Origin of the sequence: Georgenia sp. Z1491 (genome assembly GCF_049856175.1) — a bacterium.
Taxonomy (GTDB): domain Bacteria; phylum Actinomycetota; class Actinomycetes; order Actinomycetales; family Actinomycetaceae; genus JB111.
The window spans coordinates 1-23,092 of record NZ_JBNDNA010000024.1; the positions used below are offsets into that span (position 1 = coordinate 1).

Below are 23,092 nucleotides of genomic sequence, written 5' to 3' on the forward strand. Positions count from 1 at the left end.
GAGCCGGCCACGACGCATCGACACCCCCACACACATGGCATCAAAAACAATCACGCACTGTTGAGTTCTCAAACAACCCACCCACAACACCCAGACCCAGAAACACCCAGGCCCACAGCATCAGGGCGACTTGACTATCTTAACCACAAGTTCATCCGGCCTCTGACCACTTCTCGCGGTTTGTGACTGGACTTACTTCCGGTCCATCCTCCGGGGCGTCGGCTGAGCCAGCGCTCCTTGTGGATGTTGTGCCTTGGCCCGGCGGATCTGGGAGCTTGCGCCCCGTCCGATCCGGTGTCCCGGTCCGTGCGGCGAGATGCAACATTACGCGGGCCGGATCGACCAGGTCAACCTGATCCGGGCCCTTCGCAGGTGACCTGCCGCACCGCTCGGTGAGCGGGGGCACGGAGTCCTCGGCGCGTCGCTCGCCGCCCCTCGGGCTCAGCCCTGGTGGGTCTCCACGATCGCCATGTTCTTCTTGCCTCGACGCAGCACGACGACCCCGCCGGCGAGGAGGTCGCCCGCTGCGAGGAGTCGTTCGTCGTCGTCGATCTTGTGTCCGTTGACCGAGGCACCACCCGAGGCGATCGTCCGCCTGGCCGCGCCCCGGCCGGCCTCGAGGCCGGTCGCGACGAGCAGGTCGACGATGCTGGTCTCCCCCACGACCCCGGTGGCTCGCGGGAGCTCGGCGGTGGCGTCGCGCAGGGTGTCGGCGTCGAGGTCGCGCAGGTCGCCCTTGCCGAACACCGCGGCGGAGGCTGCCTGGACGCGTGCCGTCGCGTCGGCGCCGTGGACCAGGGTGGTGACGTCCTCGGCGAGCGTGCGCTGGGCGGCGCGGGCGAAGGGCCGGTCGGCGACCTCCGCGGCCAGCGCCTCGATCTCCTCGCGGGTGCGGAAGGTGAAGATCTTGAGGAAGCGGACCACGTCGTCGTCGGCCGTGTTGAGCCAGAACTGGTAGAAGGCGTACGGACTCATCATGTCCGGAGCCAACCAGACGGCGCCGCCCTCGGTCTTGCCGAACTTCGTGCCGTCGGCCTTGGTGATGAGGGGGGTGGTGAGCACGTGGACGCTCGTGCCCTCGACCTTGCGGATGAGGTCGAGGCCGGAGACGAGGTTGCCCCACTGGTCGTTCCCGCCCGTCTGGAGGGTGACGTCGTGGCGGCGGTAGAGCTCGAGGAAGTCCATGCCCTGGAGCAGCTGGTAGCTGAACTCCGTGTAGCTGAGCCCCTCGCTCGAGGCGAGCCGCGTGGCCACGGTGTCCTTGGCGAGCATGGCGGAGATGCGGAAGTGCTGGCCGACGTCGCGCAGGAGCTCGATCGCCGTCAGGCCCGCGGTCCAGTCGAGGTTGTTGACGACCGTCGCGGCGTTGTCCCCCTCGAAGGAGAGGAACCTCGAGACCTGGCCGCGCAGGCGCTCGGTCCACTCCGCGACGGTCTCGGCGGTGTTGAGCTTGCGCTCGCCGCTCATGCGTGGGTCACCGATCATGCCGGTCGCGCCGCCGACGAGCGCGTAGGGGTGGTGGCCGGCGTTCTGCAGGTGGCGCAGCAGCAGGAGCTGGACGAGGTGGCCGTGGTGGAGGGAGGGCGCCGTCGGGTCGAAGCCGCAGTAGTAGGAGACCGGTCCGTCGGCGAGGGCCGCGCGCAGCGCGTCCAGGTCGGTGTGCTGGGCGATGAGGCCCCGCCACTGCAGCTCGTCGAGGACGTCGGTCACGACGCGGACTCCTTCATGTCTCATGGGCGCGCCCGCCGGGCGCGGGCCGCCGTGCACGACGGCCGGGGCCCATCGTGCCACCAGGGCACCCTCCGTTCGGCGGTCGTGCCACGCCCGGGCCCGACGTCGTCGTTCACCGGCCGGACGGGGACGGCACCTCCGGGCGGTGCGGGGACGGGACCACGGCGGCCCCGGCGGCCCCGGCGAGCGGTCCGGCGCCGGCGTTGAGGCTCTCAGTGCGGAAGCGCCGCTGGTGGCGGGCGAGCAGAACGAGTCCGGCCACGTGGACGGCGCCGGCGGTGGCGAGGACCGGGACGTACCCGAAGGTGTCGGCGAGCGAGAGCGCGACCGCGCCACCGGCGAACGAGACGAGCATGGCGAACGAGCTCACCGCGGTGAAGTCGGTGCCGGGCGACTCGGCGCGCGCGTAGTCCATGTTGATCGTCCACACGATGATCGACCCGACGGCGTAGGCCGCGAAGAACACGGCGACCACGACGACGACGTACGCGGTCGGCGCCCAGCCGCCGGCGACCGGGAGGAACCCCGCGACGCCGAGCGCAGTGAGCGCGCCGACGGCGACCAGGCTCCGCAGCCGCCCGATCCGGCGCAGGATCGGACCGGCCCCCATGCTGACCAGCCCGGCGACGATCCCGCCGAACATCGTCAGCACGGCGGCGATCTCACCGACCGACCATCCCGCATCCACGAGCGCGGGGTTGAGGACGCCGTAGGCGGCGGTCAGCCCGCCCCAGGTCACGGGAACGGCGGCGAACACCCAGAGCGTCGCGCCGGGCTGGCGCAGGAGGGTCCAGGTCGCCGACCACGGCACGGGTCGCGCTGGGCGGCGGTGGGCGGGCTCGCACAGGGCGAGGACGGCGAGCGTCGGCAGGAGCGTGCAGACGGCGAGGGTGAGGAGCGCGACCTGCCAACCGGTCACCTCGTAGAGGATGGCGGTGAGGCCGCCGCCGAGGATGTTGCCGACGAAGCTGCCCGAGACCTGGATGCCGTTGACGGACTCGCGCTCGTGCGGGCGGACGAGCCGGACGGCCAAGGCGTCGACGGCGATGTCCTGCGTAGCACTGACCGCCACGTACAGGGCGGTCAGCGCGACGAAGATCCCGTACTGCTCGCCGATGTCCGTGAGGAAGGACATCGCCACGAGCACGGCGGCGCACGCGGGCTGCAGGACGAGGAGCCACGTACGGTAGTGGCCGCCGCGCCAGCCGGGGCCGACCCGGTCGATGAGCGGCGCCCAGAGGAACTTCAGCGCCCAGATCATCCCGAGCGAGGACAGCACGGCGAGCGAGTCGAGCGACGCGCCCATCTCCCGCAGGATCGACGCGGTCCCGTAGAAGAGGAACCCGATGCCGAGGTACTGGGAGACGTAGAGGGCGAGCAGCAGCGGGTAGCGCGGGACGCCGAGGGCCGGGAGCGGCGGTTCGACGTCGGTGGGGTGGGAGTTCGATCCGGCGGTCGAGCCGGAGCCTGCGCGGGCGATGGGGTCAACGGTGGGGTCAGAGGCGCGCACGGCCAACCTTCCAGAAGCCGGAGTACATGACGGCGCGGCGGTCCAGGCCGCGCTCCTTGACGAGGTGTCGGCGGGCGCCCGCCACGGCGGCGGCCTCGGCGCAGGCCCAGCCGTAGGTCGCGTCGTCGATGTCGGCGGCCGCCAGCGCCGGGGTAAGCGCGCTGCCGGGCGGGTCCTCGCCCCGGAGCACGACGTCGATCTCCGTCTCGTCCACTTCGCCCGTGACGAGGTCGCGGCTCGGGACCTCGAGGATCGCCGTGAAGCGCCTACCGGGGTCGCCGCGGTGGGCATCGAGGATCGCGAGCATGCCGGGCAGACCGGTCTCGTCGGCGACGAGGACGTGATGGCCCTCGGCGGGGGCGTTGCCGTACGGGGCGGACTGGACGCGCACGCCGATCTCGTCGCCGACGGCCACGCGCTCGATCCACCGTGAGCCCGGTCCGTCGTGGCCGGTCGCGACGACGTCGACGTCGATCGTGTCCGAGCCGGGCTCCTGGGCGCGGATCGTGTACCAGCGCAGCTCGGGGCGTTCGGCCTCGGGGAGCTTCTTCAAGGGTCCGCGGGGGTTGATGGCCGGGGCGGGCAGGCGCAGCGGTGTGCCGGCCGGTGGCATGTAGATGCCGATGTACTCGTCGGGGCCGAGCCGATCGACGCCGGCCAGCTCCGGGGCGGTGATCCGCACCCGCCGGAAGGATGGCGTGAGGTCCGCCAGGCCGGTGACGCGGGCCGGGAACTCGGGGTAGACGTCGCGCAGCGGGGCCACGGACATCGTGCGGGCGTACAGGGCGTTGGCCGCGCTGACGGCGGTGCGCTTGTATGCGGGGTACTGCTCGGACATCGACACTCCCTCATTTAGGCCAGGCTTACCTAACTCGATCGGATGCCGGGCTGCAAGGGTGTCCGTGTGCGTCTTGCCGATCGGGCAGCGGGCGGTAGCGGTGTCGCGGGAGCGACGAGTGCCCCTGCGAGTGCTCAGTCCGTCGAGGTCTCGGGCCGCGGGTCGAACCGCTCCGTCGCCACTCTGAGGAGCTCCACCAGCTCCCACCGGTCGATCGCCAGCGGCTGATCGATCGTCACTCGCTCACCACGGATCTTGCGTGTGAGGGTCGTGCGGACCACCGGACGTCGGCCCATCCCGAACGCTCTACTTGCGATGACCGACGGGTAGCTCGGTGCCTCGATCTGCTTGCCGAACCGGACCGTGGTCACCTCGAGGACGTTCCGCCATGGAACTCGGTGCATGTCCTGCTTGTCGTCGCCGACCCACCGGAAGAGGGGGACGTCCTCCGGCGTGAGCTCGAGGTGGTAGTTGTGCCGCATCCGTCTCAGGTGGACGACGCCGAACACGACGACGAAGAACAAGCCGGAGAACGCGACGACGCCTTCGGCTCCCATCACCAGGGGTGCCAGTCCGAGCAGTCCAAGGAGCACGCTGCCCACGATGCGAACGGTGGCGGTTGCTCTGGGCCGCACTCTCGAGGGTCGGCAACCGCACACTCGACGAACTGGGGGTCACCGGGAGCGCGGTTTGCCGGGGCGGTAGGCGGAGACGCCCACGCCGCCGGGCTCCCAGAACCGCCAGGGGAACCGCTCGCCGTCGCCGCCCTCGCCCGAGACGCCGACCCGCGGCCCCGACCGGTGCGCCACGCGATGCTCGGCGACCTCGAGCCAGATCCGGCCCTCGGGATCGAGCGCGGCTCCGGAGTCGTCCAGGGAGAGCCCAAGGGCTTGCCCGAAGTTCCCCGGCCCCCGGGCGAGGCCGGCGTCGGTCCTGGCCCCGCGCCGTCGGCCGCGTGCGAGCTCGTGGCCGCGCACCACCTCGCCGCCGCGCAAGAGCGCACCGGTCGCCTGCCCGTCCGTGCCGCACACGAGGTTGAGGCAGGTGTGCATCCCGTACGTGAAGTAGACGTACACGTGGCCCGCGGGACCGAACATCGGAGCGGTGCGTGCGGTCGGGACGCCGGACCGGGCGTGGGACCCGGGGTCGTCGGGGCCGAGGTAGGCCTCGACCTCCGTCAGCCGCACCGCGACCTCGCCCTCCTCGGACCGCACGACGACGACGCTCCCCAGCAGCTCCGGCGCCACCTCGGTCGCGGGCCGGGAGAGGAACTCGCGGACCGCGTCGGGAGTCAGGCGTCCTCCTCGTCGGACCGCTCCCCCACCAGTGCGCTGCGCAGCTGCCGGCTCAGCTCGCCCGCGCGGGCCAGCTGCTCGAGCACGCGCGCGGGCGCGGTGCCACCGTGGCCGTCGCGGGCGTCGACGGACCCCTCGGCGGACAGCACCTCGCGCACCTCCGGCGTGAGGTGCTCCGAGACGGACGCGAGCTCGGCGTCGGTGAGGTCCCACAGCTCCTTGTCCTGCGACTCGGCCACCCGCACGCAGCCGCCGGCGATCTCGTGGGCCTCCCGGAACGGCACCCGCTGGCGGACGAGCCACTCGGCGATGTCCGTGGCGAGCGAGAAACCCTGCGGCGCGAGCTCGGCCATCCGGTCGGTGTGGAACGTGAGCGTGGCGATCTGCCCGGCGACGGCAGGCAGCAGCACCGAGAGCGTGTCGACGGCGTCGAACACCGGCTCCTTGTCCTCCTGCAGGTCCCGGTCGTAGGCCAGCGGCAGTCCCTTGAGCGTGACGAGCAGCGCCGTGAGGTCGCCGATGAGGCGGCCGGCCTTGCCGCGGGTGAGCTCGGCGACGTCGGGGTTCTTCTTCTGCGGCATGATGCTCGACCCCGTGGAGTAGGAGTCGTCGAGGGTGACGAAACCGAACTCCTTGGTGGCCCACACGATGATCTCCTCGGAGATCCGGGACAGGTCGACGCCGACCATCGCGGTGATCCAGGCGAACTCGGCGACGACGTCGCGCGCGGAGGTGGCGTCTAGCGAATTCTCCTCGGCGCCCATGAACCCGAGCTCGGCGGCGACGGCGTGCGGGTCGAGGCCGAGCGTGTTGCCGGCGAGCGCCCCCGCGCCGTACGGGGACAGGGCGGCGCGAACGTCCCAGTCGAGGAGCCGCTCGACGTCGCGCATGATCGGCCACGCGTGGGCGAGCAGGTGGTGCGCGAGGAGGATCGGCTGGGCGTGCTGCATGTGCGTGCGGCCGGGCATGATCGCGTCCGGGTGGGCGGCGGCCTGGTCGATGAGCGCATCGACGACGTCGAGCAGGAGCGAGCCGACGTGGCGAGCCTCCTCGCGCAGATACCGGCGCACGAGCGTGGCGATCTGGTCGTTGCGCGAACGGCCGGCGCGCAGTCGGCCGCCGAGCTCGCTGCCGGCCCGCTCGATGAGGCCACGCTCGAGGGCGGTGTGGACGTCCTCGTCGTCGGGATGGGGGGCAAAGTCGCCGGAGACGACGTCGGCCTCGAGCCGGTCGAGGGCAGCCAGCATCCCGGTGAGCTCGTCGGCCGTGAGCAGGTCCGCCGCGGCAAGCGCCCGGGCGTGGGCGCGGGAGCCCGCGATGTCGTGCCGGGCGAGCCGCCAGTCGAAGTGCGTGGAGCGCGAGAGCTCGGTCAGCGCGTCGGCGGGCGCGACGGAGAAGCGGCCGCCCCACAGGCGGAGCTCGGCGGACTCGGGCGGCGACTGGGAGGCATCGGTCATGGGGTCCATCGTGCCGCGTCACGGGCGATGGGACGAACGGCGCCCACCGCACGACTCAGCGCGTCTGCCCCACCTGCGATCGTCGATAGGCCCGGATCAGGTTGTCCCGACGGTGCACACGAGCACCGGAGCACCGGAATCGTCCTCCTGAGGCATGTGCGCATTTTGCTACAATGACGCACATGGGACAGGTAGCAGTTCGGGACCTGCGCAACCACACGCGCGACGTGCTCAGGCGCGTCACCGACGGCGAGCGCCTCACCGTGACCCAGCACGGTCGTCCCGTGGCGGAGATCGGCCCCGTGACGTCGTCGCGGCCCACGTTTCTCTCCCGCACCGACCTCGCTGAGCTTCTCGCCACCAGCCAGGCCGACCCAGGGTTGCGCGCCGACCTTGCGGCCCTCGCCGGCGAGACGACGGACGAGCTCGGGCCGGTCAGGTGACGTCGACTGCCTCGCCCATGCCGCATGGCGTCGTGCGCGGCCTGCTTGACACGAGCGTGTTCATCGCACAGGAGTCGGGCCGACAGCTCGAGACGGCGTCGCTCCCCGACGAGGGCTATGTCTCCGTCATCACGCTCGCCGAGCTCGAGGCCGGGGTACTCGCCGCCCCCGATCACACTGTCCGATCCCGACGACTTGCCACCTTGACGCGAATCGCCGCACTCGAGGCACTCCCCGTCGATGCAGCCGCCGCCACGCACTGGGCCCGCATGAGGGTGCTGCTGGCCGAGAGCGGACGCCGCATCAACGTCAACGATCTTTGGATCGCCGCGGTCGCACTCGCGAACGACCTTGCGGTGTATACGCAAGACCTGGACTATGAGCCGCTCGCCGAACTCGGTGAGCTTCGCGTCATCACCGTCTGATCGGACGCTCAGCCGGTCAGGACTTCGGGTCGTCCTTGAGGGCCTCGGCGAGCTCCGCGACGAACGCACGGGACTCGGCCTCGGTCGATCCGTGGCTACGGCGGTGGTGCGCGGCGGCGTCGTCGAGCCAACCCATCTGGACGAGCTGGATGAGGCGGGCGTCCTCCGGCGCGACGGACGGGTCGATCGAGCTCTTCGCCTTGGGCACGAAGGTCACACTGATCGGGGCTCGCTCACCGTCTTCCTCGGGCGGCAGGAGCGGGGCGAGCTTCTCGAGGGTGCGGGCCAGCCGGTCCACCTCCGCACTGAGGTCGCCCACGCTGGTCTCGAGCCGGTACACGCGGTCGAACAGCTCGCGCAGGTCCTGCCGTAGACCCCAGTCCGAGAAGCTCATGACCCGACCGTAGTGGCGCGCATACCGTCCGCAGCCGGGCCGGCACGGGGAGGTCTCCACACTCCACTCGACACTCCACTCGACACTCCACTCGGGGTCTCGCGCGAGGGTGTCCCGCCGACGGCGGTCCGTCAGCGGGCGTCGGTCACCGGGCGCGCATCACCTCCGCCACCACCATCGACGACGACGCCTCCGCCCCGAAGGAGCACCCGGCTCCGATGCCGCGCCCTCCTCCGACCTCGACCCCGCCGTCCCGCCCTCGCCATCCGCCGGCTGCTCACGCGCTGCACACCAGCCGCGGACGATCTCCTCGACGTCAGCGGGCCTCACCGGCAGCACGGGCCCGGTCGGCATCCGGATCCACTCCACGACGCGGAGGTTGAGCTCGGAGACGCGCTCGCGCACGAGCTCCTCGGACGGCAGGGTGCGCACGGTCTCGGGCAGCTCGGCGAGCTCCTTGCGCAGGACGAGCACCGGCGGGAGCAGGGCGTCGTTGGGCAGGTTCTCGTCGCGGAGCTTGCGGCGGATCCACCAGTCCTCGTCGTGCTCATCGATGTCCCGCAGCGGCTTGCCGGCGCCGGGCAGGTTGTCGAACTCGCCGCGCTCCTGCGCCTCCCGGATCAGCTGGTCCACCCAGTTGCCCGTCGGCATCTCGGGCGGCTTGCGCTGCGTCATACCCGTCAGTGTCACCGAGCGATTGCCGCGCCGGCATCCCACTTCCGACGGACAGCTCGCACACACCGGAAACCGTCATCAATCCGCCCATTTACTATCAGTTCTGATGTAACTGACAGTAAGATGTCACTGTGGAATCAGTTCCCGCACCCGCCGAGCTGGCGATCACCCCTGTCGGTCACGACGAGCACACCTGGCTCGCCGAGACCGACGGCATGTCCAGCCGGGCTCAGATGCGCGCCGGCTCGGGGACCTACCGATCGACGATCCCCGCGCCGATCGCCGGCTGGAGGCCGTTGGTCCCCGCGGACCTGTCAGCGGACCTCGACGAGGCCACGGCGTCACTCGTCCGGCTCGACTGGCACGCCGCCAGCACCCTCGGCGAGAACCCTGGCGTGCTCGGTCCGATGAGCTCGGTGCTCCTGCGCACCGAGTCGGCCAGCTCGTCCCAGATCGAGAACATCACCGTCGGGGCGCGCCAGCTCGCACTGGCCGGCATCGGCGAGTCGCGGAGCCCGAACGCCCGGCTCGTCGCCGGGAACGTCCGCCAGATGGAGGCTGCTCTGGCGCTCGCCGACCGCCTCGACGTGGACTCCCTTCTCGCGATGCACGCCGCACTGCTGGGCAGCGAGCGGCATAACGCACACGACGACGCCGGCACGTTCCGCGACCAGCTGGTCTGGGTGGGTTCGAGCTCGATCAGCCCGCGCGGCGCGGACCACGTCGCCCCGCAGGCCGAGCTCGTCCCTGCTGCCGTGGCGGACCTCATGGCCTTCGTCGCGCGGGCCGACCTCCCGGGCCTCCTGCAGTGCGCGGTCGCGCACGCGCAGCTGGAGACGATCCACCCCTTCACCGACGGCAACGGCCGCACCGGACGTGCGCTCGTGGCAGCCATGCTGCGCGCCCTGCGCGTCACGGTCCTTACGACAGCGCCGCTCTCGGCCGGGCTGCTGACCAACACGAGCCGCTACATCGACGCACTGACGGCCTTCCGCGCGGGCGACGCCGCTCCCATCGCGCGACAGTTCGCACGGGCCGCGCGATTCGCGGCGAGTACCGGAGCTCGCCTGATCGACGACATCGCAGCCCAGCTCGACGACGCCCGCGAACGCCTCGGCGGCCTGCGCCCCCAGGCGGCCGGATGGCGGCTGCTCCCCCACCTCGTGGCCCAGCCGGTGGTCACCAGCAGATTCGTGGAGGACGCGCTCGGCGTGCCGAACGCCTCGGCGCAACGAGCGATCGCCCAGCTCGCGGCAGCCGGTGTGCTCACCGAGGAGACCGGCGGGCGTCGGAACCGGGTGTGGTCCCACCGCGGCATCCTCGACGTCCTCGACGCGTACGCAGAGTCCGCCCGTCGCGGCTGAGTCGCACCCACCGATGCGGCAGACTCCCCTGCCATGGACGACGCCGTGCCCGACACCCCTCCCGTGCCCTTCGTCGGCTCCGAGATCGGTCCACTGAGGGAAGTGATCGTGCACCGCCCGGGCGCGGAGCTCGAGCGGCTCACGCCGGCCACGATGGACGAGCTCCTGTGGGACGACCTGCTGTGGGTCTCCCGCGCCCAGGACGAGCACGATGCCTTCGTCGGCGTGCTCGAGGACGCAGGCGTGCTCGTCCACCAGCTCCCCGACCTGCTCACCCAGACCCTCGCCGTGCCCGAGGCCCGCGCCCACGTGCTCAACGCGACGTTCACCCGCGAGCACCTCGGCCCCTCGCTCGCCCCCGCGCTGCTCGCGCACGCGGACTCCCTCGACGACGCCGAGCTCGCCGGCGTGCTCGTCGCCGGACTCACGGGCCGGGAGGTCGCGGACCGGCTCGGCGGCGTCGACACGCTCCCGCTGCACGTGCGCGGGCCGGAGGCACTCATCCTCGGGCCGCTACCCAACCACCTGTTCACCCGTGACGCGTCGTGCTGGGTCTACGACGGCGTGGCCGTCAACTCCATGCGCTACGCCGCCCGCGTGCGCGAGTCCGTCCACTACGAGGCGATCTACCGCTGGCACCCGAGGTTCGCGGAGCTGCGCCTGGGCGGGACCGCCGACGAGACCGGACCCGGCCCCGGCGAGGTCAGCTCCGCCGTCGGGACCGGACGACCGGCCGGGCGCGGCTTCCACCGATGGGCGGCCGGCCCGGCGGAGGGGGCGGCGAACGTCGAGGGCGGCGACGTCCTCGTGGTCGGCGGCGGCGCCGTGGTGGTCGGGATGAGCGAACGCACGACGCCACAGGGGGTCGAGCACCTCGCGGCCCGCATGTTCGCGGCCGGGTCGGCGGACCGCGTGCTCGCGCTCGCGATGCCGAGCCAGCGCGAGCTCATGCACCTGGATACGGCGATGACGATGGTCGACGAGCGCACGTTCCTGCTCTACGGCGGGCTCGGGGACCTGCCCAGCTTCACCCTCACTCCCGACGGCGCCGGCGACGTGACGGTCACCGACCACGCCCCGGAGCGCATGCAGGCCGTGCTCGCCGAAATCGTCGGCCACGACGATCTGCGCTTCCTCACCCCGGACCTCGACGCGCGCACCGCGGCACGCGAACAGTGGGACGACGGCTGCAACGCACTCGCCCTCGCGCCCGGCGTGGCCGTCACCTACGACCGCGCGCCGGCCTCCAACGCGCACCTGCGCGCCAACGGCATCGAGGTGATCGAGGTGCCGGGCGGGGAGCTCGGCCGCGGGCGGGGTGGCCCCAGGTGCATGAGCTGCCCGGTGGTGCGAGAGGCTCGATGAGGTCCGCCGGTCCTCGACGCGGTCGTCGAGCTCCGGGGCTGCTCGCGTGACACGCCCGGCGTTCGGCAGTCCCCTCCGCGACGCCGACATTTCCACAACGCTAGGCTTGCGCAAGTCGCCGCTCACTGGCACGATCAAGCCTTATGCTGACGCTTCGTCAGCAACGTGCTGAACGTCGAACCTCCCGCGGGGCCTGAATGAGCGTCAACCTGTCCGAGCTGCTGCGGGACGCCACGCGCGCGGAGCACGAGCACGCGGAGACCCGCACCTTCGTCACCGACCTCATGGGTGGCGCTCTCGGCCGGGACGCCTACATCGTCCTCGCCCGCCAGCACCACGCGATCTACACCGCCCTCGAGGAGGCGGGCGCGCGTCTGGCCGACGACCCGGTCGCCGGCGCGTTCGTCCGCGACGAGCTCCTCCGCGAGCAGGCCGTCGCAGCCGACCTGCGCACGCTCGCGGGCGCCGACTGGGCCGACCTCGAGGTGCTCCCCGCGACTCACGACTACGTGGCGCGGCTGAACTCGATCGACGACGCCGCGACCTACCTCGCGCACGCCTACACCCGCTACCTCGGCGACCTCTCGGGCGGCCAGATCATCGCGCGGATGCTGCAGCGCCACTACGGGATGACTCCCGACGAGCTCGCCTTCTACACGTTCGCCGAGATCCCCAAGACCAAGCCCTACAAGGACGAGTGGCGCGCGGCGATGGACGCCGCCGACCTCTCCGACGCCGACCGGGAGCGCTGCGTCGCCGAGGCGAAGCTCGCCTTCGACCTCAATGCGGCCGTGTTCGTGGCGCTCGGCGAGAAGCACCGGGCTGAGGCGGCCGTGACCGCCTGAGGCGCGAGCCAACCACCGACGCGAGAGCGGGCCGGACCGTCCATCGGACGGTCCGGCCCGCTCGGCCGTTCTGCTGTGCGATGGTCGCGCCCGCTACTCCTGCGGCTCGACGAAGATCTCCTCGTAGTCCGGCTCCTCGGAGATCATCCCCTGCTCGACGGCGGCCTCGCCGAATGCGCGCACGCTGTCCTGGTCGAGGCCCGGCACGTAGGTCGCGAGGTTCGCACCGGCCACGAGCTCCGGGTCGAGGTCGAGGGTCTCGGCGATCGTGGCCCGCACCTCGTCCGGGTTGTCCGTGGCGTACTCGTTCGCCCGGTCCATCGCGCGCTGGAAGCCGGCGACGACCTCGGGGTTGGCCTCGGCGAAGGCGCCGGAGGTGATGTAGTAGCCGAGCTGGGTGTCCGGGAACGACTCCACGAAGTTCGAGCTGAGGTTGACGAACCCGTGGCTCTCGGAGATCGAGCGGTGCGGCTCGACGGACCAGATCGCGTCCACGTCACCGCGCTCGAGGGCGGCCGGCATGTCGGAGTAGTTCATCGGCGTGAACTCGAGCGTGGAGCCGTCGACCCCCTGCTCCTCGAGCGCCCGGATGATCGTCAGGTCGCCGAGGTTGTTGACCGAGTTGACGGCGATGTTGGCGCCCTCGAGGTCCGCGGCCGCCTGGATCTCGCTGTCCGGGAGGACGAAGATCCCCGACGTGTCCGCCTCGGGGTCGCTGCCCGTGCCGCAGCAGTTGGAGACGAACTGGACGTCGAGGCCCTGGTCGATCGCCTGGAGGTCGCTGACGACGTTCGCGTAGCCGATCGGGCTCTCCTGGTTGACCACCGAGGGGACGATGGCGGAGCCGGCCTCGGCGATCTGGACGGTGACGTCGAGCCCCTCCTCCTCGAAGAAGCCCTGCTCCACGCCGAGGTGCAGCGGGCCTGCGTCCATCGTCGTGATCTGCATGACCGTGAGCTCGACGAGGCCGTCCTCGTTCTCGGCGACCTCCTCTCCCCCGCCGCCGCACGCGACGAGGGTGAAGGCGGCGGAGGCCAGTGCTGCTGCGGCGGCGAGGCGCCGGGGACGTGAGGTCATGAGGGGTCCTTCTCTGGATGGGTCGTGCGTTGGTCGAACGGTGGTGGTCAGGATCGGACGGCTCAGATCGAGTAGTCCGGGTCGGGCTGCGGGGCGACGACGAGCTCGCGGATCTCGGAGAAGACCTGCGCCCTGAGCTCGGCGAACCTCGGCAGTGCCTTGGTGCGGATCTGGTCGCGCTCGGCGGGCAGGTCGATGTCGACGATCGTCCCGATCCGGCTGGGCGACTTCGTCATCACCGCCACGCGGTCGGAGAGGTAGACGGACTCGTCGACGTCGTGGGTGACGAAGACGACCGTCATCTCGGACTCGGCCCGCAGCGTGAGGACGAGGTCCTCGAGGTCGGCGCGGGTCTGGGCGTCCACGGAGGCGAAGGGCTCGTCCATGATGAGCACCTTCGGCCGGTAGGCGAGCGCCCGGGCGATGGCCACGCGCTGCTGCATGCCGCCGGAGAGCTGCCAGGGATGCTTCGTGCCCACGCCCTCCAGGCCGACCTCCGCGAGCGCCCGCTCCACCCGCTCGGCGCGCTCGGCCTTGCCGACCCCGCGTGCCTTGAGCGGCAGGCCGACGTTGGACGCGACCGTGAACCACGGGAACAGCGAGCGGGAGTAGTCCTGAAGAACGACGGCGAACTCGTCGGGCACCGAGGTGACCGCCCGCCCGTCGAACTCCACGGAGCCGGACGTCGCGGGCTGCAGGCCGGCGAGGCAGCGCAGGAGCGTGGTCTTGCCGGCGCCGGAGGGCCCGACGATGGAGAGGAACTCGCCGTCGGCCACGTCCAGGGTGATGTCGGCGAGCGCCTGGAAGGCGGTCGGGCCGTCGCCGTAGGTCTTGGTGAGCGAGTCGATGCGGAGCATGTGTGCCTTCTCGAGGGTCGGGAGGAGGTGCGGGAGGGCGGTCAGTCGGCCTGGTCGTAGTGCCAGCGCAGCGTGCGGCGCTCGAGCGCGGCGAAGACGAGGTTGAGCAGCACCCCGAGCACGCCGAGGATGACGATGGCCCCCCAGACGGCGCTGAGGTTGAACGAGCTCTGCGCGGTGGTGAGGATGTAGCCGACGCCGAGGTTGGTGCCGGTCATCTCGGACGTGACCATGAGGATGAGGCCGAGCGGGATGGCCACGCGGATGCCGGACGCCGCGCGGGGAGCCACGGCGGGCACGACGACGAAGAGCTGGCGGAACGGGCCGCGGATGTTGAAGCTCCGCGTGGTGTCGTGCAACTGGGGCGGCAGGGCTCGGCAGGCGTCGACCACGTTGAGCAGGATGGGGAAGAAGCACCCCAGCGCGATGATGAAGGTCTTCATCTCGGTGCCGAGCCCGAACAGGACCATGGCGAACGGGACGAGCGCCGTGGCCGGGATGGCGCGGACGAACTCGAACGTCGGCGAGATCGCCTTGTCCACGAGCCGCACCTGTCCCACGAGCAGCCCGACGACGATCCCGAGCACGATGGCGATCGCGAGGCCGGTGAACAGGTTGACCAGCGAGGACACGAGGTGCTCGGTGCCCTGCCCGGTCAGCCAGTAGTCGACGACGCCGGTCAGGACGTCGGGCATCGGCGGGTAGTAGATGTTCGTCGACGCCGCGGAGGTCGCCCACCAGATCGCCAGCGCCAGGACCGCGCCGAGCACCTTGAGGAGATTGAGCCTGGTCGTTCGACTCATCGGGTCTCCTTCCGCACGGACGGGTGCCAGGAGATGGCGCGGTCGCCGATCCACCGGATGGCAGCGTTGAGGGAGAGCCCGACCACGCCGATCACCACGATGTAGGCGTACATCCGCGCGAGCTCGCCGCCCGACCGGGCGAGGTTGAGCCCCTGCCCGAGGCCGGGGACGCCGATGAGGATCTCGGTGGTCACCACGATGACGAGCGCCATCGCCGAGGCGATCCGCACGCCGGTGATGAGCTGCGGGAGCATCGACGGCAGGTAGACCCAGGCGATCCTCTGCCGGCCGCTGAGCCCGAAGGCGTTCGCGGTCTCGCGCGCGACCGGGTCGACCGAGCGGACCGAGTCGATCGCGGCGACGAGCATCTGCCAGAACGCCGCGAACGAGGCGAGGAAGACCTCGCCGGTGCGGCCGCCGCCGATGAGCAGGATGACGAGCGGGATGAGCGCGATCGACGGGAGGGGCCGCAGGAACTCCACGAGCGGGGTGGTCAGCGCGCGCAGGGAGTCGGACGAGCCGAGCAGGATCCCCACGGCGGTGCCGAGCACGCCGGCGATCGCGAGCGACATCGCCCATCCGGTGACGGTGGACCCGATGTGCCCCCACAGGGCCGCGCCGCCGAGCAGGCCGGCGAGCTCGCCGCCGATCTCGGTGGGCGGCGGCAGGTAGGCGGCCGGTATCGCGCCGGTGACCGCGAGGACCTGGAGCACGGCGAGAAGGACGACGACGACGCCGAGGGGCAGGAGCAGGTCACCGGCGCGGCGGATCCGCAGCCGGCTCCGCACGCGGTCGGGAGCGAGGCTCATAGATCGGGACCCTCCGCGGGTGCCGACGTGCTCGCGCCCGCACTCGGCGCGAACCGCTCGGCCGCCGGGTCGTCCGGGCTCCCCGCGTGGTCGTTCGGCCCTGCCGCCCGCTCGAGCGCGAGCCGCTCGAGGAGGTGCCGGTCGACCTTGTTGGTGCCGGACAGCGGGAGCTCGTCGATGACGTGCACGCGCCGCGGGTGGGCGTACGGCTCGAGGTGGTCCAGGGTGTGCCGGCGCAGCTCGTCCTCGGTCACGGACGCCCCCTCGGTGAGGACGACGAACGCGACCGGCTTGGCGCCCTTGATCTCGTCCGGGACGGGCACGACGGCGGCGTGCAACACGCCCGGGTAGGCCTGAAGCACCTGCTCGACGGCGAGGGGGTACACGTTCTCCCCGCCGGAGGAGAACATGTCGTCCTCGCGGCCGGCGAAGAAGTAGTAGCCGTCGTCGTCGACCTCGAAGAGGTCCTTGGAGTGGTAGAAGCCGTCCGCGGTGAGCGGGCTCGGCACGTCGGGGCGGTCGTGGTAGCCGCTCATCAGGGCCGGGACCCGGATCTCGAGGACGCCGCGGCGCGGGTCGATCTCACCGTCGGCGCCGACGAGCCGCAGCTCGACGTCCGGGGAGGCGAGCCCGACGCTGCCCTTCGGCGTCGGGCGGGCGAGGTCCTCCACGAACGCGACGGGGCCGGACTCGGTGGTCCCGTAACCGAAGCGCACGTGGGCGCGTGGAAAGAGGGCGCCGATCTCGTCCAGGAGGTCGTCGCTGGCGGGCGCGGAGCCGACGAACGCGAAGCGCACGGAGCCCAGGTCGAGGGACTCCACGAGGTCCCGCTCGCGCAGCAGCAGCGCGAACATCGGGGGCACGCCGGTCACCCGGGTGACGCGCTCATCAGCCGTGACCTGGAGGAACGCGCGAGCGTCGAAGGCCTCCAGCAGGACCACCGTGCCGCCCGCGGCGAAGGCGCCCTGGACGTTCGCGAGCGCGTTCATGTGGTACAGCGGCGCAGCCACGAGGGCGCGGTCGCCGCCCGCGCCGCCGCCGGAGCCCATCCCGACGCCGATGACCCACAGGTGGCTCGCGTGCGAGAGGACGACGCCCTTGGGCCGCCCGGTCGAGCCGGAGGTGTAGAGGATCATGCCGGGCTCATCGACGTCGACGCTCCGCCTGGCCGCGCGGGTGACCGGCGCGGTGCGGCCTGACGGCTCTGCGCCGTCGAGGACGCCGGCGAGCGGGGCGAGGGTGACGCCGGCGGGGACGCCGGTGACGACCGCCGGGTCCTCGGCGAGCAGGAGGCGGGCGCCGGAGTTCTCCAGCACGTAGCGGATGCCGTCGGCGGGCAGGCGGTGGCTGACCGGGACGGGCACGAGACCGGCGCGCTGGGCGGCGTAGAAGGCGACGAGCCAGGCGCCCGAGTTCTTCCCCAGGATCGCGATGCGCGCGCCGGGGGCGTGGCCGTCGGCGGCGAACCGGTCGGCCTGGGCCTCGATCGCGGTCTCGAGGTCGGCGTACGTCCAGCGCGTGGCCCGGCCGCCCTGGATCTCGACCAGCGCCTCGGCGCCCGGGTGGTCGGTCGAGACGGCGGTCCCGAGGTTGTCGGACGGCAGGGTCATGCGCGGGCGTCCTGGTCGGGTGAGGCGTCCCCCCGGCGGGCCTCGGCCGCGGCGCGGGCCTGCTCGGCGGCCGAAGAGAGGAAGGAGCCGCGTCCCACGGCGAGGAGGCGCCCGTCGGCGTCGCGGACCTCGGCCTCGGCGTGGCTGACCTGCCTACCCGGACGGACGGCGCGCCCCGTCACGGTGAGGGTGCCGGGGTGGGCGGCGCGCAGGTAGGAGATGGAGAAGTCGATCGTGGGCACGCCGGTACCGATCGCGCCGACGAGCGCCCAGTCGGCGGCGAGGTCGAGCAGCGTGGCGAGGATGCCGCCGTGGACGTACCCGGCGTCGACGTCGGCGATGAACTCCTCGCGGGCCTCGACCTCGATGGTGACGCTCTCGCGCGTCACGTCGGTGACCCTCAGGCCGAGCCAGCGGTGGAACGGGCTGCGCAGGAGCTCGGCCTCGACCTCGGCGGGGCTCGGGAGCGGAAGCTGCTCGCGGGGGCTCACGCGGACTCCTGCCCGGTGACCGGTCCGGACTGCTGCGCGTCCTCGAGCCACGGGTCGACGACGACCTTCCCGACGACGCCGCGGTCGCGCACGCGGGCCAGCCCCTCGGCGGCCCGCGACAGCGGGAGGACCTCGTCGACGACGGGCTCGAGGCGGCCGGCGGCGACGTCGTCGAGGAGGGCGACGAAGTCGGGCTCGGCGAAGCCGTTGGAGCCGATGATCTGCAGCTCGAAGGTCCAGATGTAGCGCAGGTCCTCGACCGGGTCGAAGCCGGCGGTGGCGCCGCAGACGAGGATCTTCCCGCCGAGCGCGGTGCTCCTGAGCGTGGGTGCCCAGGTGTCGCCGCCGGTGAAGTTGACGACGACGTCGAAGCCCGTGGTGTTGTTGAAGCGGTTCGGCTTGCCGAGGTGCTCCTTGGTCCACGAGTAGAAGTCCTGCTCGCGGTAGTTGATGACGTCGTCGGCGCCGAGCTCGCGCATGCGCTGAGCCTTCTCCTCGGAGCCGACGGCGGCCACCACCCAGGCACCGAGCTTCTTGGCCAGGAGGACGCTGGCGGTGCCGACGCCGCCGGACGCGCCGAGGACGAGCACGCGGTCGCCGGCCTTGATGGCGTCCTTGCCGACGATCATGCGGTGGGCGGTGCCGTAGGCGACGGGCAGGGCGGCGGCCTGCGGGAAGCTCACGCCCTCGGGGATGGCGATGAGCTGGTCGGCGGCGACGAGGGCGTACTGGGCGAGGCCGCCGTCGACCATCTCGCCCATGAGCTCGCCGGTCTCGCGCAGCGGGTTGACGAGCACGCGGTCGCCGGCCGCCCAGCCGGTCACGCCCTCGCCGAGCTCGTCGATCTCGCCGACCACGTCGAGGCCCGGGACGATCGGCATCGGCACGGTGATGCCGGGCATGCCCTTGACCGTGAAGATGTCGTGGTAGTTCAGCGAGGTCGCGCGGACCTTGACGACCGCGAAGCCGGGACGGACCTCGGGGCGGGGGTGGTTCTCCTCGAGCGTCAGGCCGTCGATCTCGCCGTGCTCGTGCAGGACGACTGCCCTCATGGTGTCCGTCATGGTCCTCTTCTCGTGGGTGGTGCTGCTGGTGTGTGCGGTCGGTGGCGCGTGGGCGTGGGGCGTGCTCGCGGCGGGCCGGCTCGGCGGCGCGCGTGGCCGGGGGGCCTAGAAGGTGATCTCGCCGGCGGGGCCGCGGACGGTGAGCCGGAGCCCGGTCTCCCCCGTCGTGACCTCGAGGTCGGTGCCCAGGGCGGTCAGCACGCGCTGGTACGGCCCGGGCTCGGGGTGGCTCGCGGTGAAGGAGACGAGCTCGAGGCGAGCGGCCGTGCTGGCGGCGGGCGAGGTGGTGCTCCCCCAGTCGATGAGGAACGGCACGAGCCCGGTGGGCTCGGCCAGCGGGCTGGTCAGCTGCCACTGGAGGAGCTCGCCGGCCTCGGTGCGGCGTGCGCCGTCGTAGGGGGCGCCGGGGTCGGTGCCGGCGTCGGTCGCGCGGGTGCGTGCGGCCTCGAGGTCGCCGGGGTGGATCGCCCAGGTCGAGACTGAGGTGGTGGTGACGTCGTCGAGCCGGAACGGGCGGCCGGAGGTGACCTCGGTGTTGGCGTGGTCGATGCCGAGCAGCTCGAGGTAGGTGTCCCCGCCGAAGGAGACGAGGTAGTTCGTGGTGCCGAAGCGCGGGTGGGCGCCGCCGGGCTCGGACGCGACGCCGGTGGCGCGCTCGACGGCCTCGACTGTGGCGGCGAGATCCGGCGTCGTGACCACGATGTGGTCCAGATGACGTGGCGTCGTCACGTGCTCTCCCTTCGACGTGGCGCCCCTAGGCCGCGGCCTCTGCGGGCCGGCCGGCTGATCAGGCAACCGATGGACCGTAACGCGCGAGGTGGACCACTCCATTCCCCCTGTCCGCGTCTGCTCACACCGTGAGACGGAGGGGTGGCGGGTTGCGGTGGGGCCGAGCGAGGTCGCGATCGATGTCACCGGCGGCAGTCGCGATCAGATGTCACTGGCGGCAGCCGATAGTTGCTCCGCGGGAGGTATCGATATAACGGAGATGTTCGGGGTGGCGTGGCGCACGGGAACTGATGCGCCGCCCATCATGTGCCGCCCCTCCCGCCACAGCTGCGCGGGTGCGGGCGCCGGCGCGACGGGCGACTCAGGGACTCCAGCCGCCTGCGATGAGCGCTGAGGCCGCGATGTCGCTCGTCACCGGTCAGCTGAAGGCGATGCCGCCGTCGACGATGAGGCTCTGCCCGGTGATGAAGCCCGCGGACTCCGATGCGAGGAACATCGCGGCACCGACGAGGTCCTCGGGAACCTCGGAGCGCTTGATGGCGCGCTGGGCGACGACCTTGGGCAGGTAGCCGGGGTCGTTGACGGCCAGGGTCGCCTCCGACTCCACCAGGCCGGGGACGACGACATTGACGGTGATGCCGTCGTCGCCGAGCTCTTTGGCCAGCGAACGGGTGATGGCGTGGACGGCGCCCTTGGAGGCCACGTAGTGGGCGTTGAAGGGGACGCCGTGGACGGTGGTGGAGCCGATGTTGATGATCCGGCCGCGGCCGCTCGCGCGCAGGAGCGGGTGGAGGGCCTTGATGGTCAGCCAGGTGCCGGTGGCGTTGACCCGCAGGACCTGGTCCCACTCCTCCAGCGTGATGTCGTCGAACGACTTCTTCGAGCCGATGCCCATGTAGTAGCTGGCGTTGTTGAGCAGGACGTCGACGTGGCCGAGGTGCTTCTCGCAGTGGGCGGCGAGGTCGGCGACGGAGTCCGGGGAGCCGACGTCGGTGGGGTGGAACGTGACTTCGTGGCCCTCGGCGGTGAGGCGGGCCGCGAGCTCCGGTCCCGGCTCGCGGTGGCCGGCGATGACGACGCGCGCCCCTGCTGCCGCGAACGCCTCGACGAACGTGGCGCCGATGCCGCGCGCGCCGCCGGTGATGACGGCGGTGGTGCCGGGGGTGATGGTCGGGCTCGGGAAGGATGCGGTGTCGCGGGCCTGTGCGGGCTCGTGCGCCGGGGGTGGGGTCTGGGAGGTCACCGGAGCGAGGGTACGGGAGCCGTCGGGGCGTCCGGATTCGTCTTGCGTCCGGACGGAGGCAGTGCCGGCCTCGTGCTGCCGGCGCGAATGGTGTCCTCCCTCACCGCCTCGGTGCAGCGGACTCCCGTGCCCTGGACGACGCCGAGCTCGCCGGCGTGCTCGTCGCCGGCCTCACGGGCCGAGAAGTCGCGGACCGGCTCGGCGGCGTCGACACCATCCCGCTGCACGTGCGCGGGCCGGAGGTGTCCCGCGTCAAGTAGTTGGCAGGGATTTGATGGTTTGAAAGGTCGGGACGGTGGGGTCGGCCAGGCCGAGGTGGACTTCCTGTGGCCGGTTCCAGGCGAGGGCCTCGTGGGGTCGGATCGTGTTGTACTCGATCCGGTAGTCCTCGGCGTGCTTGGCGAGCATGACCGCGTCGTCGATCTCGTCGAGGTAGAGCCGCTCGTACTTCAGCGTCCCGAATCCGCGTTCGCGTGAGCCGTTCTGCCCCGGCGATCGGACGCGGGTGCGGACGTGTCGCAGTTCGGGGTGGGAGGCGATGAACGCCTCGAACCGGAACGAGCGGAAAGGGCCGCCGTTGTCGGTCACGATCGTGACCACCGGCAGCACCTCACCGGTCTCGGTGTCGACCCCGCAGCGCTCGACCAGCGGGTGCCCGAACAGGGTCTCGTAGTCGGCCAGGGCGAGCTCGACGGCCTCGATCGCGTCGAACTGGTTCGCCGTCGGTGACAGGTGCCAGCGATGCTCGAACTTCGACCAGTAGTCCCGGCACCCCGCGATCCGCCAGGTTCCACCGGCGGTGGTCTCGAACTCGGAGAAGTCGAGCTGCCAGACCTGGTTCGGGCCGGTCGGCTCCTCGGCGAACGCGGCCTTGCGACGCTCGGCGAGCTTGCGTCTCTCCCGCTGGTACTGGCCGGGCAGGATGAGCCCCTGGTCGCGCAGCCGGCGCAGCACGGTCGCCTCGGAGACGACGTGACCGTCGTGACGGACCATCGCCCAGATCTTGCGATGACCCCACACCGGGTGCTTCGCGGCATGCATGTCGATCAACGTGGCCGCGGCGTCCCGGGCCGGGCGCGGATGCGGCCGACGGGCTGGCTCGCCGACGCGGGCGCGTGACTGCCAACGCCGCCAGGTGCGTTCGGGGATGTCGAAGATCCTGCACCACCTCGCGGTCGACATCCCGGCCTCTTCCCGGATCACCTCGAGGTCCTCGAAGGGCCCAACCGGCCCTCCGCGCTCTTCTTCCAGACCCGGATCTCGACAGCGGCCTCACCGAGGGCCTGGGTCAGCTCGACGACCTCGGCCTCGAGCTGCTCCTCGCGGGACGTCGGCCCGTTGCGGCCGGTCGCCAGCGCGGTCTTGCCGGCCTCGAGGAACTCGGCCTTCCACCGGCCGATCGATTGCTCGCTGACCTTCTCGCGGCGCGCGGCCTCGGCGATCGTGAGCTCACCAGCGAGCACGCTCAACACGATCCGAGTCTTCTTCTCGACCGGAATCGAAGGGGGTCTTCCCATGGTTCTGATTCTCCTTCAGGACTGACTCAACAGCCCTGCCAAGAATCTTGACGCGCGACAGAGGCACTCATCCTCGGGCCGCTACCCAACCACCTGTTCACCCGCGACGCGTCGTGCTGGGTCTACGACGGCGTGGCCGTCAACTCCGTGCGCTACGCCGCCCGCGTGCGCGAGTCCGTCCACTACGAGGCGATCTACCGCTGGCACCCGAGGTTCGCGGGACTGCGCCTGGGCGGGACCGCCGACGAGACCGGACCCGGCCCCGACGAGGTGAGCCCGCGCGTCGGGGCCGGCCTGCCCTCGAGATCCGTCCTCCCCCGATCACCATTACGGCCGAGATCACCGCGATCTGCACTGCCGGCTGACGAGCGCGAGGCTCCACCGTCCTACGTCAGCCCTCGCCCCCCGAGTGCTCCTCGATCAGCTCACGAGTCCGATCGAGGACCTCCTGCGAGTCGAAGTCGGCGCCGCTGTTGGCCTCCACCCACTCGTCAGCGAGCTCGCTCATGATCTGGTCCCATTCCGCGCGGTCGACCTCGCTCAGCTCCGT

General features: G+C 71.6%; 25 protein-coding genes. 6 read left to right on the forward strand and 19 right to left on the reverse strand.

All coding sequences use genetic code 11. From position 1 onward, the window contains the following. Positions 1-441: 441 nt before the first annotated feature. The 6 genes from tyrS to argH form a co-directional block, all read right to left on the reverse strand. Positions 442-1,710, reverse strand: a complete 1,269-nt coding sequence (gene tyrS / locus ACPYO4_RS15650) for a tyrosine--tRNA ligase (protein WP_425710184.1) — start codon at positions 1,708-1,710, stop codon at positions 442-444. 133 nt (positions 1,711-1,843) lie between these two features. Continuing rightward, positions 1,844-3,241 (reverse strand): MFS transporter, encoded by a 1,398-nt coding sequence (locus ACPYO4_RS15655; RefSeq protein ID WP_425710185.1) that lies wholly within the window; start codon positions 3,239-3,241, stop codon positions 1,844-1,846. After that, positions 3,228-4,079 (reverse strand): siderophore-interacting protein, encoded by an 852-nt coding sequence (locus ACPYO4_RS15660; RefSeq protein WP_425710186.1) that lies wholly within the window; start codon positions 4,077-4,079, stop codon positions 3,228-3,230. Before ACPYO4_RS15660 ends, ACPYO4_RS15655 begins: the two co-directional genes overlap by 14 nt. Positions 4,080-4,213: 134 nt before the next feature. Next, positions 4,214-4,681 (reverse strand): hypothetical protein, encoded by a 468-nt coding sequence (locus ACPYO4_RS15665; RefSeq protein ID WP_425710187.1) that lies wholly within the window; start codon positions 4,679-4,681, stop codon positions 4,214-4,216. Between the two features lie 72 nt (positions 4,682-4,753). After that, the gene (locus ACPYO4_RS15670; protein WP_425710206.1) at positions 4,754-5,374 is read right to left on the reverse strand and encodes a DNA-3-methyladenine glycosylase; all 621 of its coding nucleotides are present in this window, start codon (positions 5,372-5,374) and stop codon (positions 4,754-4,756) included. Then, positions 5,371-6,831: an argininosuccinate lyase gene (gene argH / locus ACPYO4_RS15675; RefSeq protein WP_425710188.1), complete on the reverse strand. Its 1,461-nt coding sequence runs from the start codon at positions 6,829-6,831 to the stop codon at positions 5,371-5,373. The genes ACPYO4_RS15670 and argH overlap by 4 nt, the downstream gene beginning before the upstream one ends. A 182-nt stretch (positions 6,832-7,013) precedes the next feature. On the opposite strand from argH, the gene ACPYO4_RS15680 reads away from it, so the two are divergent. Next, entirely contained in the window at positions 7,014-7,274 is a 261-nt protein-coding gene (locus tag ACPYO4_RS15680) for a type II toxin-antitoxin system Phd/YefM family antitoxin (protein WP_425710189.1), read from the forward strand. Beyond that, on the forward strand, positions 7,271-7,699 hold the full coding sequence (locus ACPYO4_RS15685) for a type II toxin-antitoxin system VapC family toxin (RefSeq protein WP_425710190.1): 429 nt from the start codon (positions 7,271-7,273) through the stop codon (positions 7,697-7,699). Before ACPYO4_RS15680 ends, ACPYO4_RS15685 begins: the two co-directional genes overlap by 4 nt. A gap of 16 nt (positions 7,700-7,715) precedes the next feature. On the opposite strand, the gene ACPYO4_RS15690 is transcribed toward ACPYO4_RS15685, so the two are convergent. After that, on the reverse strand, positions 7,716-8,093 hold the full coding sequence (locus ACPYO4_RS15690) for a hypothetical protein (protein ID WP_425710191.1): 378 nt from the start codon (positions 8,091-8,093) through the stop codon (positions 7,716-7,718). Between the two features lie 159 nt (positions 8,094-8,252). Further along, positions 8,253-8,768, reverse strand: coding sequence for a DUF1992 domain-containing protein (locus ACPYO4_RS15695; protein ID WP_425710192.1), 516 nt, complete (start codon positions 8,766-8,768; stop codon positions 8,253-8,255). A 131-nt stretch (positions 8,769-8,899) separates the two neighbouring features. On the opposite strand from ACPYO4_RS15695, the gene ACPYO4_RS15700 reads away from it, so the two are divergent. The 3 genes from ACPYO4_RS15700 (at position 8,900) to ACPYO4_RS15710 (ending at position 12,342) form a co-directional block, all read left to right on the forward strand. Beyond that, a complete protein-coding gene (locus ACPYO4_RS15700) occupies positions 8,900-10,132 on the forward strand; it encodes a Fic family protein (protein WP_425710193.1) in 1,233 nt (410 codons plus the stop codon). Positions 10,133-10,165: 33 nt separating this feature from the next. Continuing rightward, complete coding sequence (locus tag ACPYO4_RS15705) at positions 10,166-11,497, forward strand: arginine deiminase family protein (protein ID WP_425710194.1); 1,332 nt, start codon at positions 10,166-10,168, stop codon at positions 11,495-11,497. A 197-nt stretch (positions 11,498-11,694) separates the two neighbouring features. Then, positions 11,695-12,342, forward strand: coding sequence for a heme oxygenase (biliverdin-producing) (locus tag ACPYO4_RS15710; RefSeq protein ID WP_425710195.1), 648 nt, complete (start codon positions 11,695-11,697; stop codon positions 12,340-12,342). Positions 12,343-12,435: 93 nt separating this feature from the next. Here the strand turns inward: ACPYO4_RS15710 and ACPYO4_RS15715 are convergent, their stop codons facing one another. The 11 genes from ACPYO4_RS15715 to ACPYO4_RS15765 form a co-directional block, all read right to left on the reverse strand. After that, positions 12,436-13,419 (reverse strand): ABC transporter substrate-binding protein, encoded by a 984-nt coding sequence (locus ACPYO4_RS15715; RefSeq protein WP_425710196.1) that lies wholly within the window; start codon positions 13,417-13,419, stop codon positions 12,436-12,438. Between the two features lie 62 nt (positions 13,420-13,481). Beyond that, a complete protein-coding gene (locus ACPYO4_RS15720) occupies positions 13,482-14,276 on the reverse strand; it encodes an ABC transporter ATP-binding protein (protein ID WP_425710197.1) in 795 nt (264 codons plus the stop codon). Positions 14,277-14,317: 41 nt separating this feature from the next. Then, entirely contained in the window at positions 14,318-15,079 is a 762-nt protein-coding gene (locus ACPYO4_RS15725) for an ABC transporter permease (RefSeq protein WP_425710198.1), read from the reverse strand. Next, positions 15,076-15,888 carry an ABC transporter permease gene (locus ACPYO4_RS15730; RefSeq protein ID WP_425710199.1) on the reverse strand — a complete coding sequence of 271 codons (813 nt, stop codon included), beginning with the start codon at positions 15,886-15,888 and terminating at the stop codon, positions 15,076-15,078. Before ACPYO4_RS15730 ends, ACPYO4_RS15725 begins: the two co-directional genes overlap by 4 nt. Then, positions 15,885-17,498, reverse strand: a complete 1,614-nt coding sequence (locus ACPYO4_RS15735) for a class I adenylate-forming enzyme family protein (protein ID WP_425710200.1) — start codon at positions 17,496-17,498, stop codon at positions 15,885-15,887. The genes ACPYO4_RS15730 and ACPYO4_RS15735 overlap by 4 nt, the downstream gene beginning before the upstream one ends. Continuing rightward, positions 17,495-17,989, reverse strand: coding sequence for a PaaI family thioesterase (locus ACPYO4_RS15740; protein ID WP_425710201.1), 495 nt, complete (start codon positions 17,987-17,989; stop codon positions 17,495-17,497). Before ACPYO4_RS15740 ends, ACPYO4_RS15735 begins: the two co-directional genes overlap by 4 nt. Further along, a complete protein-coding gene (locus ACPYO4_RS15745) occupies positions 17,986-19,053 on the reverse strand; it encodes a zinc-binding dehydrogenase (RefSeq protein ID WP_425710202.1) in 1,068 nt (355 codons plus the stop codon). Before ACPYO4_RS15745 ends, ACPYO4_RS15740 begins: the two co-directional genes overlap by 4 nt. A 105-nt stretch (positions 19,054-19,158) precedes the next feature. Further along, complete coding sequence (locus tag ACPYO4_RS15750) at positions 19,159-19,782, reverse strand: VOC family protein (protein WP_425710203.1); 624 nt, start codon at positions 19,780-19,782, stop codon at positions 19,159-19,161. A gap of 418 nt (positions 19,783-20,200) precedes the next feature. Further along, positions 20,201-21,025 carry an SDR family NAD(P)-dependent oxidoreductase gene (locus ACPYO4_RS15755; protein ID WP_425710204.1) on the reverse strand — a complete coding sequence of 275 codons (825 nt, stop codon included), beginning with the start codon at positions 21,023-21,025 and terminating at the stop codon, positions 20,201-20,203. Between the two features lie 252 nt (positions 21,026-21,277). Further along, a complete protein-coding gene (locus ACPYO4_RS15760; RefSeq protein WP_425710205.1) occupies positions 21,278-22,207 on the reverse strand; it encodes a transposase in 930 nt (309 codons plus the stop codon). Positions 22,208-22,224: 17 nt separating this feature from the next. Then, complete coding sequence (locus ACPYO4_RS15765; protein ID WP_143914768.1) at positions 22,225-22,542, reverse strand: transposase; 318 nt, start codon at positions 22,540-22,542, stop codon at positions 22,225-22,227. Positions 22,543-22,611: 69 nt separating this feature from the next. Here ACPYO4_RS15765 and ACPYO4_RS15770 point away from each other — a divergent pair, with 69 nt between their 5' ends. Further along, positions 22,612-23,052 carry an arginine deiminase family protein gene (locus tag ACPYO4_RS15770; protein ID WP_425710207.1) on the forward strand — a complete coding sequence of 147 codons (441 nt, stop codon included), beginning with the start codon at positions 22,612-22,614 and terminating at the stop codon, positions 23,050-23,052. Positions 23,053-23,092: the final 40 nt, after the last annotated feature.